Below are 20,244 nucleotides of genomic sequence, written 5' to 3' on the forward strand. Positions count from 1 at the left end.
GTCGTCGTAAAGTGTGCTACAACCTTTGTGCTTGACAATTTTGGGCTATGCCCGGAAAGGAGGTCGCCATGTTCGGTATTGGCAGGAAGACATCTGACGCACGTCGCGATGTTCGCGACCGCTATGAGCCGGAGCTTTTCGACAACAGGAAGCTCAACGGCAATTTCAGCGGGAACAGGGATTCGGGTGCTGATGTAGACCTCTTGGCTGATTTGCTCCTTCAGGGAGAAGTCAATCGCCGGGATACTAAGGAGCTTTTGACAGCCATCCTTGAGACGCAGCAGGAAATCCTCAAGGAACTGCGCAAGCAGAATGCCACTTCGGTAGTGAGTCGAGCCGCCTAACCCCATAGCCCCCCCAAATTAGGCGGCAGACAACCTTGGAAACCCCGGCCAAAGCCGGGGTTTTTCATTTCAGGTTCACAGCGATGGTGAAAATCTTCGCACTGTCGAGCTTGACCCGGCACTCGGAGTTGCACGCCAGCATTACACATAAAAAAATCGCACGAAAAGAATGTCGTTATGCGTTCTTTAGTTGACTTGTGCGGGGAAAATCAGGAAGGGTTTGAAGCAGAGACAACATCGGTTCGAAAGTGAAGCGAGATGGCAGAAAACACGAACGCTTCGTCGCCAAAAGTGCTGAATACGGTCATTTGGGCCGGGGCGGCAGTTGCTATTACGGGAATGGTCGTTTTCGGCGCGCTGCCCTATGTGATGGAGCGGCCGGGAGCCTATCAGGCAGGCCCGCAGCCGTACCCTCCACAGCAATATGCACAGCAACCGGCTCCATACCAGCCTCCATACTATCAGCAGCCGCAGCCGCAGCAATTCCCGCAGCCTTACGCGCAGCAGCAGGGATACCAGCAACCTCCGCAGCCTTCTTATCAAGCGCAGGCTCCGATGCCCGCACAGGCCCCAGCGCCCGCGCCTGTTCGTCCGCAGGTGCAGACCTCAGCGCTCAACGCTGTAAATGGGGTGAATGTAGACAGCGGCTATGAAATCACCGATCAGGCTCTTTCGAAGAACGTCATCGCTTTGTTGAAGCAAGCCAATGCGGTTGCGTCAGCTCCAACGGGAGTGACGCCAACCGATCAGAACACGATCTACGCCTTCGTAGATCCTCGGTGCCCGTACTGCCAAGCCGCACACCGCGCTCTTAATGGCAAATATTCTGTGCGTTATCTCCCCATTAGCGTCCTCGGTGATGAGGCCACTATGAACGGGGCACTGCCGAATATTCGGGGTGTCCTGCGTAGCAGCGACCGGGCTACGGCTTTGCACAAAGTCATGGAGTCGGGTGATGCCAGCGGTCTCGATGTGTCGCCGGACACCAAACTGGATGCCGATGTGAATGCCAACATGGAAGTGTGGGCGGGGCTATCTGCGCGTCTGCCTGATCAGCAGCCAGCGGTGCCGCTTTTCGTCGTGCCGGAAGGGAAGTCTGGCAACGTCGCTGTCATGAAGGGCTGGCATGACGGTATGACGCAAGTGGTGGACGCCCTGTTGGCAAAGTAGAGCGATGTTCGGTTTCGGGAAAAAGCAAAAGTCGGTTGAATTACCAAGGTTCCGGTTTGCCACTCTGCCGGACCCCATCGCTCCGACAATTGCCACCGAGGATATTTTACAGAAGCAAAAGATCATCGTCGGGCTGGGTACGCTTCTCATCAGCCTGACGGTGATCTCTCTCTTCTTCGGTTTTCTTGTCGAGGGCGTTGCGCAGACGGAACCATATGTCGCAGACGGGGGTGTCTTTGGATGCCCCGTGCCGATCTTGAACGTGGGGGCAAAGTGAAGACGAAAGAGGAAATATTGGAGGCCAGCGCCGCGCAGTCGGCGATCCAGCGCAATATGAAGGTTTTCATAGTGCTGCTCGTGATCGGGAACGCGGTGATGGCGCTGCATGTAGGGCAGTTGCTCTATGCGCGATTCGTCAAATTTCCTGACACAGCATTTCTTGGCACGACTGATGCTCAGAGCGTCTGCGCGCCAATCGGCCTTGATGAACCAATGGTCGCTGATGCAGTCGCCCGCGACTTCGCAGTCGAAGCGATCCGGGCAATCTCAACCTATGACTGGACCTCTTGGCGCGACCAGATCAATTCGAGCACAGCGCAGTACATGACGCTCGATGCACGCAATAGCTACCGGATATCGGTGAACGATTGGGGCATCATCAGGGATGTTGTGAACCGGTATCAGAATGCGACTGCTCAACAGCGCGGCCCTGCGACAGTGCAGCGACAGGGCGTGGTACGCCAGCAAGACGGGACAGGGCGTTACGAGTGGGAGATCGTGGTTCCCATGACGCTGATCTATCGCAACGCGACGGATCGACGGACAGAGAATCGTGATTTTTATGCCAAGGTCATCCGAACCGCGAAATCGCCACTCAATCCGAAGGGGATTGCCATCGGCGGGCTGGTCTCTTCGCAGCCAGTGCAGGTCAACAATCTACAGACCAATGCGGCGGTGGGGAGCGTGGGGCAATGATCAATCCGGCCGCACATCGCACGCTATCTGTGGCACTCTGCGGGCTGTTCGGCCTGCTTTGTGTCGCCAGCGTGGTCGTGACGACCGATACCTATTGGCTTCGACCAGTGACGAATTTCGTCTGGCACGAGGCGGCGACGGGTGGAGAGTGTGCAGCCACCGTGCTCAGCACTCCTCACATTAGTCAGGCGCGCATCGTAGACTTTGCGTCCGATGCGGCCGTGACCATCAATTCCTACGATTATTACAATCAAGGGACGGTGATCGGTTCTGCCCTCCGGCAGTATTTCACCGTAACCGGGCGCGATTCGTATATCGAAGAAGTCAGTCGGTCAGGATCGCCACTGGCGTTTCGCAGGAATTACGTTGAGCAGACAGCTTACAAGAACGGCGTTCCGAACATCAAGGAAGAAGGCTTCATTAAAGGACGCCGGTTCTGGCGTGTCGAAGTGCCTCTGCTGCAATATCGGCGTAGCAACGTCGATGTGACAGAGGCGGGGCTTCTCCTAACGATGCTGGTTGTGAGTGTTCGCCCATCGGTCGAAAACCCGAATGGCATCGGAATCGATAGCATCACTGCAACAACATTATTGAACTATGATAGGTAGAGGGCTGGCAAGTATGTGGAGATCGAGAACAGCGCTTGCGGCACTACTCATGGCGTCTACGGCGGGCATTCTGCCTGTTTTCGCCCAAGAGCAGGAGCCGCCCGCGCAGAACGGGAATCCAACCGGACAGGAAACGAACATTTCGGCTCCGCAGGGGGATAGCGCCGGGTCTCCCATTCCGCGCCAAGCGCCACCGGAAGAGACGCCCACGACTGTTGCTCCGCAGCTCCAACAGGGGCAGGTGGAAACCACGTCCAGACCGAACCTGCCACCACGACAATTGACCAAGGAAGAGCTGGACGCTGTGCGGCGTGGCATGGTCGATCAGTCAGAAGGCATGATCCTTCGCCCGAATGAAGTCGGCCGGATCAGAGATGCTACTCTTGGTTCTCGAAGCGCCGCTGTCCGCCCGACCTATTCGACCGATCCCTACCCGACTGCTCTGCCGCGCGTGGTGAATGCTGCCAAGACACCTATGCAGCAGCCCCCGATAGCCCGGCTCGCTTACGGCATGACTACGCCAGTCACCTTCGTCGACAGTGACGGCTATCCATGGCCGATTGTTAACGTCACGTACAATCCGACTGTGCTTGCGCAGGACGGTGCCGGTTGCGGAGCGTCCGGCAATACGCCTTCCGGCGATGGACAGCGGCCGACGACGATCAATCTCACGCCCTGCTATTTCGAGATATTCTCGAACATCAACGTCAGTCTCGAAAAGTGGCCTTATCCCATAGTCTTGATGACCCAATCGGGTTTCCGGCCACAGCAGGGACAGGGCCAGAAACAGGTCAGCATTGATATGCCGCTGACGGTCATCATTGAGGGAAAATCGCCGCTGGCTGACAAGGTGAAGCCGATTTCCATTTCCAACGCGAAAGCAACGGCTCGAAGAGCTGCGGCGGGAAATTACAAGCGGCCATCAAAAGTGGTGACGGGTGACGGCGATCTGGCCGATTACATTGTCGGCCGCCCGCCACGAGGGGCAAGGGCGGTGGCACTGGACGGTGCTCCCGATCTTCGCGGCTACATCGCGAGCAATGGTGATCTCGTCGTAGTCGGCCATGCAGAGATGTTGTCTCCGGGCTGGAATAGCAAGGCGCAAACACCGGACGGCGAGAAGGCCTATCGCTTTAGCGGAGCGCCTTACCGCGTGCTCTTCGTGGACAAGAACGGGGCAGAACGCCCGGCAACGGTACGCTTTTAAGGAGAGGGGCTATGGCGGTAAACAAAATCGTAGTCGGAGTTGGTGCCTTAGCTGCTGTCACTGTTGGCGCGGCTGCTTTTATCCTTTCAGGGCAAGTAGCGCCTGACACTGGCGCTGGCACGCAAACATCCTTGCCGAATGCCACCAATGTTCCGAGGAACGATCAATTGGAGCCGGTGACGCCGCAAGAGGCCAGCCGGAGAGCAACCGTCAACCAGTCGGATGCCCAGCAAGCCAGAGAACAAGGACGAGACTATCAGGCACCGACGGTGATCACTGGTGTTGGGCCTGCCGACCGTGGTGAGCAACCTCCCGTGCCAGAGCCTCCAAAGCCCGCTCCGGAGCCGCAGGAACGCATCATCAAGGAAACCACCGAGCGAACCGTCTATGTGACGCGCGTACCAGTGGAACAGCCTGTCGATGACGCGGCGGCACGGGCCGCGATCCAAGCGCAGATAGCCTCACTTGGGGCGAATGACCGGGGCGGTTCCGGTTCTGGCGGCATCGCGGCTATGGCGATCAACCGGTATGCAGCACCGCCAGAGGAAAAGAAGGAAGCGCCTGCAAAGCCGAGCGGTCCCAATCCTGCGACGATGAAACTTGTAGCGCGAACTGGCGATGTGGTTTTCGCTCGCCTCGACAGAGGCTTTAATAGCGACGACCCGGCCGCTCCCATTATCGTGACGCTGGATGACGTGATTTATGATCCGGCAAGCGGGACGCGGAACGGCCCCCTTACAGGGATGCGACTGGTAGGAAACATCTCGTACTCGGAAAATCAGTCCGCCATCGCTTTCAATCAGCTCGTGACCGTCTCCGGTCAGCAATATCCGATAAAGGCGATAGCGGTTTCCGAGAATGATGCCCGTACGGGTGTTGCGACTAAGGTGGATCGTCACACTTGGTCTCGCTACGCCGGGCTGTTTGTCTCCTCGCTGCTGCAAGGCGCGGGGCAGGTAGCAAACCAGCTCGTGCAGAACAATCGTGACTACGTTGTTTCAGACGGCGTGGTCGTTTCGAACAGCAATCCGGTTAATTACTGGCAGGCGGGCGTGGCAGCGTTGCAGCCGCTGGGCAATAATCTTTCTACCGCCGCTCGCCAGCACTTCAACCGGCCACCAACGATGTCAGCTCCGGCAGGCACCGGGATGGGGATCGTGTTCCTTGCTCCCGTGGTCATTCCGAAGGGCATCCGGTAGCTCAAGGAGAGAGCGAATGGAAAACACCCTGAAATTGGAGGATGGGGCACGCAGCTTTTACCAATTCCTTTCGGGCTTCGGCGATGTGGTGCCTCTCCTATTTGCCGTAATCGGATTGGCGATGTGCGGCATCACTGGCGTCAACCTTTACCGGATGGTGCAGCGGGAGGCCTACGCCCCTGCTGACTGGAGCAAGACCGGCCAAATCGTCGGGTTCTGCATCGGGGCGCTGCTCGGGATTTCATCTGTTGTTGTCTACGCACTTTCGCAGGTGTGGACAGGCTTGAGCCAGTAGGGGGCGTAGATGGCTGAAAACCGGATCAATCTGAGAGATCGATATGAAGAGGCCGTTGCTCGGTTTGGGATCGAGCAGGTGGAGCGCGGAAATGAAATCATGGTCGAGGTCGAGTTTGCCCGCGAGGCCATCGATCGCGTCAAGGCTGGCAAGCTCCCTGCCGAGCATGCAGCCTCCTATCAAATCACCTACGAGCGGGAGCTGGCACGGGCGGCTATCGAGGCATTAAATCATCAAAATGAATATCTTCTCGATCTGGCACGTGATGACGGCGATCTGGCTGTAGCTATTGGACGCGAGCGCCGGTCGCGGCCGGAGCAAGCACCTATACCCGGTAGCCCGGAAGCACCGATCCATATCGGCCACACTGCCGAGCAACAGCTTCGATATGCAGTGTCTGGCAACAGGGAAGCAAATCCTCTTGAAACGCTGCAAACCAGCGAGGAGGTCTTCAAGGCTGTTCAGGCCGCTGTGGCCGAGCGGCTAAACCATCTGAATGCCAGACTGACTGATCAAGATTCGCCGCACTTCATTTCGGAAGACAGCTATGTGACCCGGAATGAGGCTCGCGCTGAGCGCCAATTCCTCGCAGACATGAAGGACCAACTCGATAAACTGGAGCCGGGTGGAAGCCTCGATCTTTCCCGAACGGAGACCGATTACGGCTACGATCCAGAAGAAGCCGCAACTGATCGGATGAGCGGCCTCGAATACGAAACTGCAACAGCGAGAGCGGAACGGGAGCATGAGAGCCACGTGGAAAGCGTGGCATCGCTCTTGGAACAGTTGAGGGCACGCGGCGTCACCGTTGACACCAGCTTCAAGACGGTAGAGCCGACCGGGCCGTCTGCTGCTGAATGGGCGGCCCAAGACGCAGAGTTAGTGGAAGATCAGGAGCAGGAATACGATCATCTGCGTGATCCGGCTCTTATGGCTAGGTATTATCTCAACGAGATCAAGGAGGCAGATAGCCTACTGGCTTCCGATGGAGCTGATGGCCCATCGCGTAGCGAGGCCAAGGCGGCGTTGGAAGAGGCTATAACTCGCGCTGCCATAGCTGCGGACTACGGCAACGAGTTCGTTCGCGAGGCGGCGAAAACCGACGAGCGCCTTGCCGCCCGTATTATCGAGCTGGGGCAGCAAACACCGGCATCTCGTCGGGAGATCATGGATAGCAAGCCAGATCCTCTGCCGCTCTTCACCGAGCTTTATGATGACGTAGTACGAACGGCAGACGGAGTCCCTGTTGGTGCTCTTCATCGACATGCAGAAGGCAGATTGCAGCAGACCTATGCCGTTTTGGCGTTGATCGAACAGGGCCGCGAAATCGGCCTGCTGCCCAAGGATGGCGAGTTTGTTGCTACAGGGGCGAGAGTGCAGGACAAGCGCACGAGCCGCATGTACCCCGCTGCTCACAGGCTCCCAGCCGACCTTTCTATAAAATATGACGGGCAGCTTGTTCGTCTGACGGACTTCTTCGAAGAAGGGCTGGACCGGACGTGGATAGACAAGAACATTTTCGCTCCAACAGACCGCATTCATAGGCTCGCCAACGTTGCGGACCAGTGGTGTGAGGATGCGGGCATGAAAACGACCTTGGTCAAGGCTGCGAACGCGGTTTTGGACGGCAAGATGTCGGCCAGACAGGCTATGGACGATATAGTGCAGCCCGGTTATGCCGCAGCCGTCGCGACGGCTCGTGAAAAGGTCGAGCGGAATTTCTCGTGGATCGAGCGGCAGGCTCTATCGCAGCGGATTGTCACCATCCAAGGCCAGCCTTTCCGCCTTCCAGAACCTACTGCTCTAAAAGTGAAGGACCTACCGGAGCGCGCGGCAGCCAAGGATGTCATGGAGCGCACCTTGGCGGCTTATAGCGAGGTTTCGGAGCTGTCGCCTTTCCAGCGCATGAAAAGCGCCATGGCGGCGACGGCCATAATTGACAATGAAAAACGGGCCATTGCCGAGGGCGGACGTGACCGGCTTCTGCCGCCCGGAATGGCGGCGATTGAGGCCGAGCATGCACGGCGGGAAGCACGCGCAAGCTTGCAGCGAGAAATGGATGTAATCGAGCAGCTTGCGGGCAAGGCACGCGAAGCTGTCGCTGCTGCCAATGATATTTCCCGACCATTGTCTTCGCGTCAGAGTGCGATGAATGATGCAATGGCCTATGGCGACCGCATGAAGGTTGCATGGACGGCCCTGCAGAAGGAGCGAGGGCCGCAGATCATGGAGAGGATGGAGCAGCGTGTCCGCCATTGTGGTCTTCATGGTCAGAGGCAATTGGCTGAGCTGAGATCGTCTTTTGCAGCGCCGCCCCGAGTTGTCCGCGACGTTGCTGGTACGCTCGAAGACACCAGAGACAACCTCAAGCGCCAAGATCGCCTTGATCAGGACCGCCGTGCGCAGGAGCGACGGGAAAATGTGGTTCAGTTCGGCCCTCGGCCGGAGTTTTGAAGATGAGCGACATGGAAGAAGACAAGCCCGCCAAGATCGCTTTTCTACCGGAGGCGCAAGGGTCTCCAAGGGTATGGCAGGCAATTGAGCGTGCTCGCAAGATGGCCGAGGAGAAGGGCTACGAAAGCATGAATATCGGGCTTGAGCTTTCACTCAAGCGCCGCAGCGACATACTCGACGGTTTTGGAAGAGAATTTTTTGGAACGGGAATGGATGGACTGGAGCCGAAGACAGCTCTTCCGGCTTTCTTGATCCGTTATACCCCGAGGGATTAGCCGATGACGACGATGCTGAACCGACACGCAGATCAGTTCTGCGACCTGAGTGGATTCGATCCGAACAGCACACGCCCTGTCTTATTCGCGCATGACGGCTCGGATATCACACTTATCGAGATCAAGGGTGCTCGCTCGATCATCTCGGAGCGTGATTACGCCGATAGGATGATCGATATTTTTGCGGCCGAAATGGCGCAGGTGATGAAGGCGCCCGGCCATAACATCGTCGTCTCATTCGAATCGTCCTTCAATGCTGAGACCGAGGTTGACGAGCACCTTGAGCGCCAGCGCCACAACGCTGAACTCAAGCAATTGCGCGTCGCCGGCATTCTCGAAGAATCGCGCAATGTGATTTTGCGCAGGGCCGTTTCGGAACGGCTCGTGGTGGCGTTGATCACGCGCCCGCAGGCCGGGCAACAGCGTGAGATCGTCGCGCAGAAGAAGGCCAACGACAAAGCCCGCAGCGAGCTACCTGCCATGAGGGCGGCCATGGACCCGTATGCTGAGCTTCCAGCTTTGGAAGGGCCGCATATGGCATTCGTGCAGTCGTTCATGACCGCTCTGGACCGGATAGGCGTGATAGCCAGCATAGTCATGCCGGGCGAGGATGGCTCAAGACCGGATATCGCCAAAATCCGTCAGGGTATTTTCTTCCATGAGACACCCAATGACTGGAAGCCGCATGAACCGGGTGCTGTGAAATATCCGCCGCTGAAAAACACGTTCGACAGTGACGTGTCCGATTTTTTCGCTCCACCACTGGCGATGCAGATCCTTTCGTCGGCTCCTGTGGTTTCGCAGGATATGCGCCGGATTTCATGGGGACCACGCAGTTTCGCCGTTTGTCAGGTGCTGCGCTATCCTAAGAACCTGCGACCGTTTAATCATCTCGTGGAGCGCCTGCGGCGCTCGCAGATGCCCTACCGCGTAGCGATCTCGCTGGAATCCTTGAACAGCGCAGACAAGTCCTCAATCCGCATCAGGCAGGTCGCTGCGCAATTGCTCGGCATATTCGATGGTACGACCAAGCTGCTCGGCAAGAACCTCCAACTGGTGACGGATGCGCTTGGCTCCGATACTGAGGCAGTGGTCAAGACCAACCTGTCGGCCGCGACTTGGATCGAGCCGGGAGAGCCGGAGGAGAGGCTACGCAGCCGCGCATCAGCTCTACTGGTCGGCTTGCAGTCGTGGGGGGACTGCACGGTCACTGACAGCCCGGCAAGCCCGGTCCGCACACTGGCGGAGACAGTGGCGGGCATGAACGCCACCACACAGAGCTGGCGCGGCACGCTCGCCCCGATCTCGGACCTTTCCGTTGTCCTGCCGTTCCACCGCACCGCTCCCGTGTTCGAGACCGGCGACAGTCTTTTCACGTCGATAGAAGGAAAACTTACTCCGCATCGCGCTTTTGCGCCTGAGCAACCGGCATGGCTCACACTCATTGCAGCCGGTACAGGTTCGGGTAAGTCGGTGTTGATGAACCGGATGAATTTCGATCTTGCGGCGTACCGACCGGGCAGCGAGTTACCTTTCATGATGGTTGCAGACGTGGGGGTATCCTCGTCGGGCTGTATGAACCTTCTAAGTGCCTTACTGCCGGAAGAGCGGCGGCGCGAGGTCATTTATATGCGGCCGAAGAACACCGCCGAATATGCGGTCAATCTCTTCGATATCTCGCTAGGCTCGCGCTATCCGTTGGATCGGGAGCGGGTGTTCATGAAGAACTTCCTGCTGACGGCGATCCCGATGGACCACGAGCTGCTGCCGCAGCTTATCACTCGCGTCATTGACCGTGTTTTCGAGATCAAAAGTGATCTCAGCGTCGATTCAAATGCCAACCGCTGGCAGGCAAATATCGACCCGCAGCTCAATGAGGCGGCTCATGCGGCCGGTATCAAGGTCACGGATCGCACGCGATATTGGACACTCGTGGATGAGTTTATGTTGCGTGGGAATCATGAGATGGCCGTTCGGGCGCAACGCTATGCCGCTCCGCGCATCAAAGATATCGCGACGGTTATCGCCGAGCCGCAGATCAAAGACGATTTCGGCGAAGAGATGATCAGGAATGTCCAGCGCCATCTTGAATCGCTGGAAAGTGCCTATCCGATGTTCACCAACTACACGTCGATTGAGACCGGTTCTGCCCGGATCATGGCAATCGACCTGCAAGATGTTCTGACGGTTTCGTCCATGACGGACGAATCTGCGAGGAAGAACACCCTCATGTTCCTGATGACTCGTCAGGTGTTCATGAGCAAGATCGCGGGCGATAAAGACGATATCCGTGCGATGACGTTCCCTGACGATCCTGAAATACGGCAGGCATATGAACGCTATTGGCAGCGGACCTTCCAAATCATCGCCGAGACTCCAAAGCGTATGGTGATGGACGAATACCATCTGACCGGCACCAGTATTGACACCATCAATGACGTGGTTTGGCATGACTGCCGAACCGGCCGTAAGTGGAACCTTGAGGTCGCACTTGTGTCGCAAGAGCTGGCCGACTTCAAAGGCCTGACATCGCAGGCCACCACGATCATGATCCTCAATTCCGACTCTCAGGCCGCTCGCAGAGCTATCCTCGATGAGCTGGGGGGCAGCGAAGCGGTCGATGAGGCTTTGCAGCGCTACGTGAACGGCCCTGACAAATCAGACCCTTCGAAGGGCGCGAACGTGCTGGCGATGTACAAGCTGCGAAATGACGAGAAGCGGTGGGTGATTTTCAACAATGCGTTGGGGATCAGGCTGCTGTGGGCGCTTTCAACGAAGTCAGAAGATCGCGCTGTACGTGACGAGCTTTACAGTCGCGTTCCACTGGATCGTGCGCTCGATCTTCTGGCGAAACGCTTCCCCGAAGGAACTGCCATTGGTCGATGGGAAGAAATGGCCAGAACGCAAAGGCGTTCTACCGGCACTTCCATTGCTAAGCTGGTAGCAGATGAAATTATGCAATACGAGATGGCGAACACGATGAAAGTGGCGGCGGAATAGGGCTGAAACCTCTTGTGTAGTGTCACAATTGCACATTAAAAAGGTGCAACACTTCATTGTGAAACGTGTGAGCTTGGTGTAAGCATATTGAGCAACGGGCCGTTGGCGGCAAGGAGAGAAGGAAATGAAGGCAACCGCATTAGCTGTCGCCGGTAAGGCGCGAGACAAGTACCTGGCTGCAATCGCTCTGGCGAGCGTGACCTATTTTTCAGCACTGGAAACCGTACTCGGCCAGACGGCCGACCCGAAAGCCCCGCTTGAGTTTCAGAAGCAGGCGCAGGACGCGGCGCGTAATTCTCGAATGAACCCCGACGATGCAAAGTCAGGGCTTGAGAACCTTGCGAGCACCGGCCTCTACCTCTTCGGCGCGCTGAGCCTGATCTTCGCAGGCTACTCGGTCTACAAGTGGTGGGATGCCGTCAACAACGAGCAGAGCCGCAACAATGCTGGCCGTTCGGCCATGGCTGCGGTCATCGCTGGTATCCTCGGGATTGTGGGTATCTTCATCGGTTGGGTCCAGTCCGTTGCTCTCGGCGGGAGCAACTGAGCAGCGATCTTCCGAAAGGGGGATAGGCAAGTGGAGCGGTCCCGAAAGGGGCCGCTTCTTTTTTGGCTGTCACGCTTGCAACACTGAACTGCATTCAGCTCGTCCGGTGCCTATATGTCCAAATTGGATCGAAGAACGAGCTAATCCGCATGCCGCTTCTGGTCGATCTAAAAAGCAGGCAAAAAAAATCCCCGGCTGAGGGAAGCCGGGGAAGGTGGTCCGCCGCATCAATGAAGCAGACTACTGGGAGGAGTCCTGATGAATGGAGGTTTCAAAACAGGCTCTGACCTGATCGGGCGTCCAGCGATTCAGGACCGCGTGATGTACGTCGATTTCGGTCTTGGTAATGCGGCGCGTAAGCTCGCCTCTTTCCCGGTAGAGGCTTTCCAACGGTTCGATGTGCTCTTCCACGAACTTGGAGTCCATGTCGGGCAGATTGCGGAGCCAATGGCGCATTTCAGATGCCTTTCAAAACCGATCAATATGCGTTAGTTATATCTATGTTCCTAACCGGCCCTCTTTGTCAATATGCGTGAGTGATATTAATGTCAGAAAAAGAACGTCGGGCGCGCTCCGGGCGCGAGCCGCGCAAGTACAGTACCGAAGTTTCCCCATGGCAGGAGCGTGCCCGAGCGGCCGGTTTGAGCCAGAAAACGCTCGCCGCCATGACGGGAAAAACAGAGATCAGCGTCAGCAGGCAATTGAGGGGGCAGTTTGGAACGAATGGAGAGCCGCCGCGCTATGTTGCGGCAACGATCATTGCATGGGAACTGATGAGCCTTGAGCAAAGGCAGGAGTGGCTTGCCCGGCTCGGCAGCAAAGACACAATCCCACCTGACGATGTTATACGCCCGCATGGCCACGAGCGGCTTTGCGATGCAGTAAAGCAGCGGCGGGAAGAACTGTCACTATCGCGAGAGCAAGTGGGCAATGCCACAGGCTTTAGTCGATTCATTGTGAAGGATTTCGAGGACGGTAAGGACGTTTCGCTGTCAGTCGCTATCAGGATCGCAGAGGCCGTAGGCCTTACATTCGATGTTGTCGATACGGCCAAAATCAGCGGTGTCATCGTGGCAGACAAACCGACCGAGGAAGAAACCGAGATCGATATCGGGGACAGTCTGCCAGACGATTTGGAGCAGGGTAGGTGAGCAACGGAAATAGCCTGAATGTGGTTCTTTACGACAGGAAGGTTGGCGATCTCGAACGAAGCAAGGACGGCCTGCACTTCGTCTACGACCGTCAGTGGCTTTCAGATGCCAGAGAGGGCCGAGGGCACGCACTGTCGCTCTCGATGCCTCTCACAAAGGTGGAACACGGGCCGGAAGTCGTGGAGCCGTTCATTGCTGGACTGCTGCCTGAAAGCCATCATCATCGGCACAGGATCGCTCAGGCTTTCGGAATGCAATCGGCCCATGAAAGCGATTTTGAATTTCTCCGGCTGATCGGCCGCGATTGCGCTGGCGCTGTTATCTTCGCCGATCCTGCCGAACGAAATATTGCACTGCGCGAGCCGCCCGGCTTCAAGGTTTTGAGTGAGGAGGAGTTGGCACAGCTCCTCCGTGAACTGCCAGCGCGTCCGCTAGTTGACGATCCAGTGCTAGGAACGCGAATTTCGCTCGCTGGCGTTCACGACAAAATGGCCGTGTTGGTGATGGGGGGCAAGGTCGCATTGCCGGTCAATGGCTTCCCATCCTCTCATATCATCAAGGTCGATATCGCTGGATTGAACGATTCCATTAAGACGGAGCACTTTTGTCTCCGGCTGGCGCATGCTTGCGGACTTCGAGTTCCCACATCGCAGATCCAGCAGGCTGAGGATAAGGTCTATATGCGGATCGCACGTTACGACCGAACCCTACAGACCCGGCAGGACGGCCCTGCTCTCCTGAATCGCACCCATCAGGAGGATTTCTGTCAGGCTCTTGGTATCCATCCCTTGAACAAATACGAAGAAAAGGGCGGCCCCTCTTGGAAAAGGATGGCCGAACTTATGAAACTGATGGAGCGCCCCGCAGTTGATCAGGCTGGTATGCTGGATCGGGCGCTGTTCCAGTATCTTTCAGGGAATCCCGATGCTCACGGAAAAAACTACTCGATACGGTATTCACCGAGCGGGCGGCTTTCTCTTTCCCCTGTTTATGATCTGAATAATCAGGCGGCATTTGCGGCAAACTACACGTCCATGAAACCGCTGCTTGCCATGTCAGTCGGTCGTGACAAGGATAATCCGAAACAAGGGGAGTTCTGGCGTACAAGGATCAGCCGTGATCATTGGGCTGAGTTCGCGCAGGATGTCGGTATGCCTGCTACCCATGTGCTGAAACGCCTTGACGAAATGGCGCTCAAGATTAGCTCTGCTGTCGTTTCGGTAAGGGAGGAGATGCGTCACACACTTGCGGACACTCCGCTACTGGACGTGATCGTTGATGATGTTGTTGCTCGCGCGACTGCTATTCGTGAAAATCGGCCGGAGCCGACGCGGGAAATCCATGCTGATCACGGGCGAGGTCGAGGACCGATCATCTCACCTTCATTATAAAATTCATTAGCCTATTTATATGTAGCTTTATGCGTCAATAAAGGTGTATATATGCACCATTATGAAAGAGAAGCCCGTACCGTCCCTTCGTGCGCAAGCCGAGCTTAAAAAGCTCGGTGACGACATCGCGATAGCTCGCAAAAAGCGCCGCTTTACTCAGCAGCGCATGGCTGATGGCGCTGGCGTGAATGTTGCCACCATCAGGCGTCTGGAAAAAGGCGACGGCGGGGTTTCGCTTGGGGTTTTGGCGATGGTTCTAGTTACTCTCGGCGAGCATGGCAGGCTAGCGGGACTGTTGGACATTTCAAAGGATGACATTGGTCTGGCGCTGGGCGTCAACGCGCTCCCCCAGCGTGTGCGGCCGAAACGTGATGGCAAGAAAAAGAAGAGTGACGCCGACACGCAAGAATCGGCTAACGGCAAAGATAAGGTGGCATTCTGATGGTGCAGAGCGCGTATAAAATCTGCATTGGCGATTCCGGGCTAGAGGTCGGAACCCTATGGTTCGAGGCGGCCGGTGGTCGCGAGCATTCCAGCTTCCAATATGATTCAGGATGGTTGGAGCACCCACGAGGTTTTGCCATAGCGCCAGCGCTGACGCTTGATGCGGATAGGAAGTTCTTCCGCGCAGCCAACGAACACGGGACGCCACTGCCTCCTCCTGTTGCGGACACGACGCCGGATTCATGGGGAAGGAATATCATTCGCAAAGATGTCCGGCTCGGGGGCAATAATAGCAATCCACTGACGGAGATAGACTTCCTAACTGCGGTCGATGATTTCAGCCGAGTGGGCGCTCTGCGTGTACGTAGCCTTGAGGAAGGCTCCCCGTTCCTTTCGGCTGCTCCCAACGGCCGACATCCTATTCCCCCCCTCCTGCATCTTGATCAGCTCAGCCATGCTATTGCCAGCGCCGAAAGCAATGATCCTGATGCTGCCGCGCTTCGACGGCTCCGGCAGGTGGGTAGTACGCTGGGGGGCGCTCGTCCAAAGTGTTCTGTGATTGACAGCGACGGAACCCTTTCCATCGCGAAGTTTACCTCGATTCATGACACATATCCCGTGGAAAGAGCAGAGGTTCTTACTCTGAGGCTGGCGAAGCTTTGTGGGATTGAGGCGCCGAAAGCTCGGATCGAAATGAGCGCAGGTTTGCCGGTGGCGATCATCGAGCGGTTTGACCGGACAAGCAATGGCCGAGTGCCCTACATTTCGGCGCAGACCATGCTCGATCTGCCGACCGCCACTGGTGGCACATATCTAAATCTCGCAGATACGATACGGGAGCAAGCTGCCGCTCCCTACGAGGAGCTGCGCGAGCTATTTCGGCGAGTGAGCTTCAATATCCTCGTTTCTAACGTTGATGATCATCTGAAAAACCATGGCTTTCTTTACGCGGGCGATGGGAGGTGGCGTTTGTCTCCCGTTTTTGATGTCAATCCAGCTCCAGAGCGCTTCAAGGAACTGAAAACAGCGATTGCCGATCCGGCCGCGCCGGACGCCTCGATCTCGATGCTTATGGAGTATGCCTTCTATTTCGAGATCGATCCCGACGATGCGGCAAAGACCATCGGAGAAATGGCCCACACAATTTCACAGAGCTGGGAGAGCCTTGCGCGTGAGGCGGGCATGAATGGTGCAGAGATTGGCATATATCGACCTGCCTTTGAGCATAAGGAGGCCGAATATGCCCGCTCGTTGGTCGAAGTCTCGATGTTGAATGGCAATCGATCACCAGCACCGCCACGGGGACCGTCGCTTGGGTGACAATCACCGCTACGAATAAAGGCCGGGGCTTACCCGTCAGAACGACGAGGCAACAAAGGAGGCCCCTGCCATGTTCAAATTCTCTCTGTTCCTGTCCAGCATTGCACTTGCCTGCTCGACAGCTTTCATTTTCCCTGCAAATGCCAAAGATCGCTCCGGCGGATCGGCCGGTATTGAGCGAGGTTGTAAGGTTCAGAATGATGGTCTGGATGAGCCTTGTGGCGAGGCTCCCCCGAAGCGTCTCCCTCCACCACCAGCACCGAATGCTCCGAGACCAAAATGAGGAGCGCTGCTAGCTTATGCTAGCATGTGCAGGCTAGCGCTATCTTATAAAACACATATGGAACTTTATGCAAAATAATGTGTTTCTTTGACGTACTCACGTCGAGGGGACGCCATATGGACAGGAAAGCAATGGCAGTGCTCGTTGTGGAAGACGAGCCGCTCGTGCGGATTGATATCGCCGACTATCTAAGGGACTGCGGATATGTGGTTACAGAGGTTGGCAGTGCCAAGGAAGCGATAAAGGTGCTTCAATCAACCCACGTCGATCTCGTGTTTTCGGATATCCAAATGCCGGGCGAGATGGATGGGGATGGGTTGGCAAGGTGGGTAATGGGCAACCGGCCGGACGTGAAAGTTATCCTGACATCCGGCCGGGTAAGAGATTGCGGTGTTACAATAGAGTTGATCCCGAAGCCTTACGCACAAGGGGCGGTAGCATCGGCCATCAGATACGCCTTGATGTCATCTGGCGATCTGGCTTGATCGACACCATCGAAATCGATCAGGTTTGCCAAACGGGACAGCCAGCCCGGCGTTGATCATTTCTCTTGAAATGTCATGCCCATCGGTAAATGCCCTGACCAGTACACGGCCGTAGCGGTCTGTACCAACGGACTCCAGATTTAAACCGCCTCTGTCGAGCAGTTCTTTAAGTTTGTGAGTTGCTGCATCAGCAAGCTGACGCTCGATCTGGCAATGTGCTCGATCTCCGCTTTCAGGCGCGTCGATATCCACGATCCGATATTTTATGCGGTGATGCCAGAAGGTGTCGCCATCGACCACGCATTGAACACGCCGCGATGAGCCACAGATCGGCCACTCAGAGGCATCCGCCATGGCAGGTAAGGGAATAGCCATCAAAGCAGCGAAAACAGCAGCGGCGCTGAAATTTGGACGAAAAGCTCTCAGAACGGACGTCAATGGACAGCCTGCCTCTTCACATATAATTGTTTGTGTGGATTGCATGTCAAAATCAGATTTCAAGAGGGATGGAGAACATATGAATCCGAAACTGTGGCTTGCTGCATTACCTTTACTACTTGCTGGCTGCGGTGCCAGTGCTCCAACAGATGCGGATGTCAGTGAGGCTTTCAAAGACGCCTTTACGCAGGCATCCCAGCAGATATCAGGCAATCCATTCGCGCAGTCGCTTATCGGTGCCGCCACGGGTGGAGGGGATGTGCACTATGGCGTTACAAACACGACCTGCAATCAGAACGGTGAGGCTTACGATTGCACGTTTAAGCTGACAATGCGCCAAGGCGAGAATGGACCGGCTCTCCAGCCTGAGAGAGCTATGCATGCAGTTCTTGTGAAAATGGACGGCAAGTGGACCTTGCGGCAAAACTGATCAGGCATCGCTTGGCAACTCAAAGCGCGCAGGAACCAGATCGGCATTCTGTAAGGCGGCGAATGTTCGCCGCCGCCTCTGCCTCAATGATGAGTTGTTGCGCCGCATCTGGCGAGGCGACTGGTTGTCCGTAAGCAGCTCGTGTGGAAATGTGAACAACCTGCCATCTGCCGTCACGAGTCTGTTCAGCGGTGTAGTTCATTGATATCAACCCGCAAAGTTATGGCATTAAGCGCCTCAGCAGGCGCTCTCGATAGTATCAGAAAATACGACGGTGTTTCCGTCGATGGTATAGTTTGTCTCACCACTCAATAGGCGGTGAGCAACCTCGTCGGGGACGCCCCATGTCTCGGAGACAATCTTACGAAGCTGGTTTCGGTCCTTTTCGAAGGCATATGCGTTCTTCGCCCAAGCTATGACGCCGGGGGTATGCACCATTTCACTTGAACCGAGGCGGTAGGTTCTGGCCTGCATTTCCAACTCCATTGCAATGTGCGTGTCATTAGTTTAGTGTTTGACACTACAAAGCAGTTTTGACGCGCTGTCAATCCCAAAAGTAATGGCAGCGTAGTAAGGGCATTATCGTATGAAGATTGGCTACATCCGGTTGGCAAAAGCTGCCCCCACGAAGGAGGAGCAGGAAGAGGCTTTACGCGCCTCTGGCCTGCCCGAGGAGTGCAGGATTTTCGTGGAGCAGATCGCCACTCGCAGGAGGACCGAGTATGTGGACCCGACGCCGCAGCGAACGGAAATGATCAGCGGCCTGAAGGAAGGCGATATGGTCTATGTTGCCAGTGCCTCTCGTTTGGGTACGGGCGTCACAGACATCGAAGAGACCTTGCGGGCGATCAACGAAAAGGGCGCAGCGGTGTTTGATGCTGCGACCAACGAGGTCGTTCGGTGGCATCCAGATGCCGGAGCCGCAATTTCTTTTGTTTTCAGAGGCTATAACGGCCTTCGAAACGAGCTGGCATCGCACATGCGTGCCAAGCGGCCGGAGGATAAGAAAGGTGGAGCGCCATCACTACCGCAAGAGCGGCTGGATGAAGCACGCAAGCTTTTCTTCAACCTAGATCTTCACATCAAAGAGGTCGTCAAGCGTACCGGTATAGGTCAGAGGACGCTTTACCGGCATTTTGGGAAGCGGACGGGCAAGAACCCCGCGAAGTAGCTGATTGATACGAGTATTTTGAACGCAACGATTTGGACCCGTAGTTTCAAACGGCCTAGCCGCAGAAAAGGAAAAGTCGATGACGATCAATATCAACAAGGTCATTCTACAAGGCCGATTGGGCTTGGACCCTGAAATTCGGCGTACCAACAATGGAAAGCCGGTGGCCAAGTTGCGAGTGGCTACATCCGAGTTCTGGCGTGACAAGCAGACAGGTGAGCGGAGGGAATCCACTCAATGGCATGATGTCGTTATCTTCAACGAGCATCTGTGCTCGTATGTTGAGAAGTACGGCAAGAAGGGCCGGGAAGTTTACGTCGAAGGCCAGTTGCAGACACGCAAATGGCAAGATCAGAGTGGCAGCGACCGCTATACGACCGAAGTTGTTTTGCAGCTCTATCGCGGCACCGTCCAGTTTGGCCCGCTGCCCGGCGGCGACAAGTCTGAGGATCAGGAGCCTGACGACAGCTACGGCTCCGAAGGTCGCGATTTTGGAGACGAGATTCCATTCTGACGAGGCAAGGAAGGGAAACACAATGGACGATGATAAGGCCGAGCTGATCGGAGCGACATTTGCTGGTGTCGTCATGGTTCTCTATGCACTTCTTTGGCACGGATATGGCCCTATGGGGGCGTCCGTCATCGGCATTCTAACATTCACGGCTGGCTTAGTTCTTTTTAACAATGTGGCGCGTCTCGGCAGGTGGATCGGCCGCCAGTTTGATTGAAGGAAGATACGATGAGTGATGATCGATGGAGAGAAGAGCAACGCCGGGTAGAAGACCAGCGGCGCGAGGAGCAGCGTCGAGCTGACGAACAGCGCCGCGAAGAAATGCGGCGTGAGGAACAAAGGCGACAGGAAGAGCAGCGTCGAGCTGATGAACAGCGGCGTCTTGAAGAGCGAAATCGATTTAAGTGATAATTTTAAAGGGGCCTGTCGCAAACATTTTCGGAGCGCGCGATTATCCCCTGAGCGTCCTCATTTTCATGCTTTGTTAATCTTTTGCAGTCCGAAGAGGCGCGCAAGAAAATCGTTCTGATCGTTGACAGTCCAACC

25 protein-coding genes are annotated in these 20,244 nt (G+C 56.1%); 23 read left to right on the forward strand and 2 right to left on the reverse strand.

Translation table 11 applies throughout. The annotated features are described in order from the left end of the window. Window positions 1–68: 68 nt before the first annotated feature. The 18 genes from ABWW11_RS24540 to ABWW11_RS24625 all read left to right on the forward strand — a co-directional run bounded on the left by ABWW11_RS24540 (window position 69) and on the right by ABWW11_RS24625 (window position 17,148). Window positions 69–344 carry a hypothetical protein gene (locus ABWW11_RS24540; RefSeq protein ID WP_125271620.1) on the forward strand — a complete coding sequence of 92 codons (276 nt, stop codon included), beginning with the start codon at window positions 69–71 and terminating at the stop codon, window positions 342–344. A gap of 258 nt (window positions 345–602) precedes the next feature. Further along, on the forward strand, window positions 603–1,514 hold the full coding sequence (locus ABWW11_RS24545; RefSeq protein WP_172965742.1) for a thioredoxin domain-containing protein: 912 nt from the start codon (window positions 603–605) through the stop codon (window positions 1,512–1,514). Window positions 1,515–1,518: 4 nt separating this feature from the next. Next, window positions 1,519–1,791: a hypothetical protein gene (locus ABWW11_RS24550; protein WP_125271621.1), complete on the forward strand. Its 273-nt coding sequence runs from the start codon at window positions 1,519–1,521 to the stop codon at window positions 1,789–1,791. Further along, window positions 1,788–2,489, forward strand: coding sequence for a DotI/IcmL family type IV secretion protein (locus ABWW11_RS24555; RefSeq protein ID WP_172965743.1), 702 nt, complete (start codon window positions 1,788–1,790; stop codon window positions 2,487–2,489). Before ABWW11_RS24550 ends, ABWW11_RS24555 begins: the two co-directional genes overlap by 4 nt. Continuing rightward, entirely contained in the window at window positions 2,486–3,097 is a 612-nt protein-coding gene (locus ABWW11_RS24560) for a DotI/IcmL family type IV secretion protein (RefSeq protein WP_125271623.1), read from the forward strand. The genes ABWW11_RS24555 and ABWW11_RS24560 overlap by 4 nt, the downstream gene beginning before the upstream one ends. A gap of 49 nt (window positions 3,098–3,146) precedes the next feature. Further along, window positions 3,147–4,304, forward strand: coding sequence for a DotH/IcmK family type IV secretion protein (locus ABWW11_RS24565; protein ID WP_172965744.1), 1,158 nt, complete (start codon window positions 3,147–3,149; stop codon window positions 4,302–4,304). 11 nt (window positions 4,305–4,315) lie between these two features. Beyond that, on the forward strand, window positions 4,316–5,503 hold the full coding sequence (locus ABWW11_RS24570) for a DotG/IcmE/VirB10 family type IV secretion system protein (RefSeq protein ID WP_125271625.1): 1,188 nt from the start codon (window positions 4,316–4,318) through the stop codon (window positions 5,501–5,503). A 16-nt stretch (window positions 5,504–5,519) separates the two neighbouring features. Continuing rightward, window positions 5,520–5,798, forward strand: coding sequence for a hypothetical protein (locus tag ABWW11_RS24575; protein WP_125271626.1), 279 nt, complete (start codon window positions 5,520–5,522; stop codon window positions 5,796–5,798). 9 nt (window positions 5,799–5,807) lie between these two features. Further along, complete coding sequence (locus tag ABWW11_RS24580; protein ID WP_125271627.1) at window positions 5,808–8,252, forward strand: hypothetical protein; 2,445 nt, start codon at window positions 5,808–5,810, stop codon at window positions 8,250–8,252. A 2-nt stretch (window positions 8,253–8,254) separates the two neighbouring features. Next, entirely contained in the window at window positions 8,255–8,527 is a 273-nt protein-coding gene (locus tag ABWW11_RS24585; RefSeq protein WP_125271628.1) for a hypothetical protein, read from the forward strand. Window positions 8,528–8,530: 3 nt separating this feature from the next. Beyond that, window positions 8,531–11,527 carry a putative type IV secretion/conjugal transfer ATPase gene (locus tag ABWW11_RS24590; RefSeq protein WP_125271629.1) on the forward strand — a complete coding sequence of 999 codons (2,997 nt, stop codon included), beginning with the start codon at window positions 8,531–8,533 and terminating at the stop codon, window positions 11,525–11,527. A gap of 124 nt (window positions 11,528–11,651) precedes the next feature. After that, complete coding sequence (locus tag ABWW11_RS24595; RefSeq protein WP_125271630.1) at window positions 11,652–12,074, forward strand: hypothetical protein; 423 nt, start codon at window positions 11,652–11,654, stop codon at window positions 12,072–12,074. A 258-nt stretch (window positions 12,075–12,332) separates the two neighbouring features. Further along, window positions 12,333–12,566 (forward strand): hypothetical protein, encoded by a 234-nt coding sequence (locus tag ABWW11_RS24600; protein WP_125271631.1) that lies wholly within the window; start codon window positions 12,333–12,335, stop codon window positions 12,564–12,566. A 53-nt stretch (window positions 12,567–12,619) separates the two neighbouring features. Next, the gene (locus ABWW11_RS24605) at window positions 12,620–13,225 is read left to right on the forward strand and encodes a helix-turn-helix domain-containing protein (RefSeq protein WP_125271632.1); all 606 of its coding nucleotides are present in this window, start codon (window positions 12,620–12,622) and stop codon (window positions 13,223–13,225) included. Continuing rightward, window positions 13,222–14,616 (forward strand): type II toxin-antitoxin system HipA family toxin, encoded by a 1,395-nt coding sequence (locus ABWW11_RS24610; protein WP_125271633.1) that lies wholly within the window; start codon window positions 13,222–13,224, stop codon window positions 14,614–14,616. The genes ABWW11_RS24605 and ABWW11_RS24610 overlap by 4 nt, the downstream gene beginning before the upstream one ends. Before the next feature lie 61 nt (window positions 14,617–14,677). Continuing rightward, a complete protein-coding gene (locus ABWW11_RS24615; protein ID WP_125271634.1) occupies window positions 14,678–15,058 on the forward strand; it encodes a helix-turn-helix domain-containing protein in 381 nt (126 codons plus the stop codon). Continuing rightward, window positions 15,058–16,380 (forward strand): type II toxin-antitoxin system HipA family toxin, encoded by a 1,323-nt coding sequence (locus tag ABWW11_RS24620; RefSeq protein ID WP_256886279.1) that lies wholly within the window; start codon window positions 15,058–15,060, stop codon window positions 16,378–16,380. Before ABWW11_RS24615 ends, ABWW11_RS24620 begins: the two co-directional genes overlap by 1 nt. Before the next feature lie 399 nt (window positions 16,381–16,779). Continuing rightward, entirely contained in the window at window positions 16,780–17,148 is a 369-nt protein-coding gene (locus ABWW11_RS24625) for a response regulator (protein WP_125271705.1), read from the forward strand. Here the strand turns inward: ABWW11_RS24625 and ABWW11_RS24630 are convergent. Continuing rightward, window positions 17,128–17,448 (reverse strand): thermonuclease family protein, encoded by a 321-nt coding sequence (locus tag ABWW11_RS24630; RefSeq protein ID WP_172965745.1) that lies wholly within the window; start codon window positions 17,446–17,448, stop codon window positions 17,128–17,130. The two genes, ABWW11_RS24625 and ABWW11_RS24630, sit on opposite strands and share 21 nt — an antisense overlap. 52 nt (window positions 17,449–17,500) lie before the next feature. On the opposite strand from ABWW11_RS24630, the gene ABWW11_RS24635 reads away from it, so the two are divergent. Next, on the forward strand, window positions 17,501–18,016 hold the full coding sequence (locus ABWW11_RS24635) for a hypothetical protein (protein ID WP_172965753.1): 516 nt from the start codon (window positions 17,501–17,503) through the stop codon (window positions 18,014–18,016). A gap of 237 nt (window positions 18,017–18,253) precedes the next feature. On the opposite strand, the gene ABWW11_RS24640 is transcribed toward ABWW11_RS24635, so the two are convergent. Then, entirely contained in the window at window positions 18,254–18,490 is a 237-nt protein-coding gene (locus ABWW11_RS24640) for a hypothetical protein (RefSeq protein WP_125271702.1), read from the reverse strand. A 112-nt stretch (window positions 18,491–18,602) separates the two neighbouring features. Here ABWW11_RS24640 and ABWW11_RS24645 point away from each other — a divergent pair, with 112 nt between their 5' ends. The 4 genes from ABWW11_RS24645 to ABWW11_RS24660 all read left to right on the forward strand — a co-directional run bounded on the left by ABWW11_RS24645 (window position 18,603) and on the right by ABWW11_RS24660 (window position 20,106). Then, a complete protein-coding gene (locus ABWW11_RS24645; RefSeq protein WP_125271701.1) occupies window positions 18,603–19,187 on the forward strand; it encodes a recombinase family protein in 585 nt (194 codons plus the stop codon). Between the two features lie 79 nt (window positions 19,188–19,266). Continuing rightward, a complete protein-coding gene (ssb, locus tag ABWW11_RS24650; protein ID WP_125271641.1) occupies window positions 19,267–19,701 on the forward strand; it encodes a single-stranded DNA-binding protein in 435 nt (144 codons plus the stop codon). A gap of 22 nt (window positions 19,702–19,723) precedes the next feature. Then, entirely contained in the window at window positions 19,724–19,915 is a 192-nt protein-coding gene (locus ABWW11_RS24655) for a hypothetical protein (RefSeq protein WP_125271642.1), read from the forward strand. 11 nt (window positions 19,916–19,926) lie between these two features. Continuing rightward, window positions 19,927–20,106, forward strand: a complete 180-nt coding sequence (locus ABWW11_RS24660; protein ID WP_125271643.1) for a hypothetical protein — start codon at window positions 19,927–19,929, stop codon at window positions 20,104–20,106. Window positions 20,107–20,244 lie beyond the last annotated feature (138 nt).

This window comes from Brucella sp. NBRC 113783, from assembly GCF_040372265.1.
Lineage (GTDB): Bacteria > Pseudomonadota > Alphaproteobacteria > Rhizobiales > Rhizobiaceae > Brucella > Brucella teleogrylli.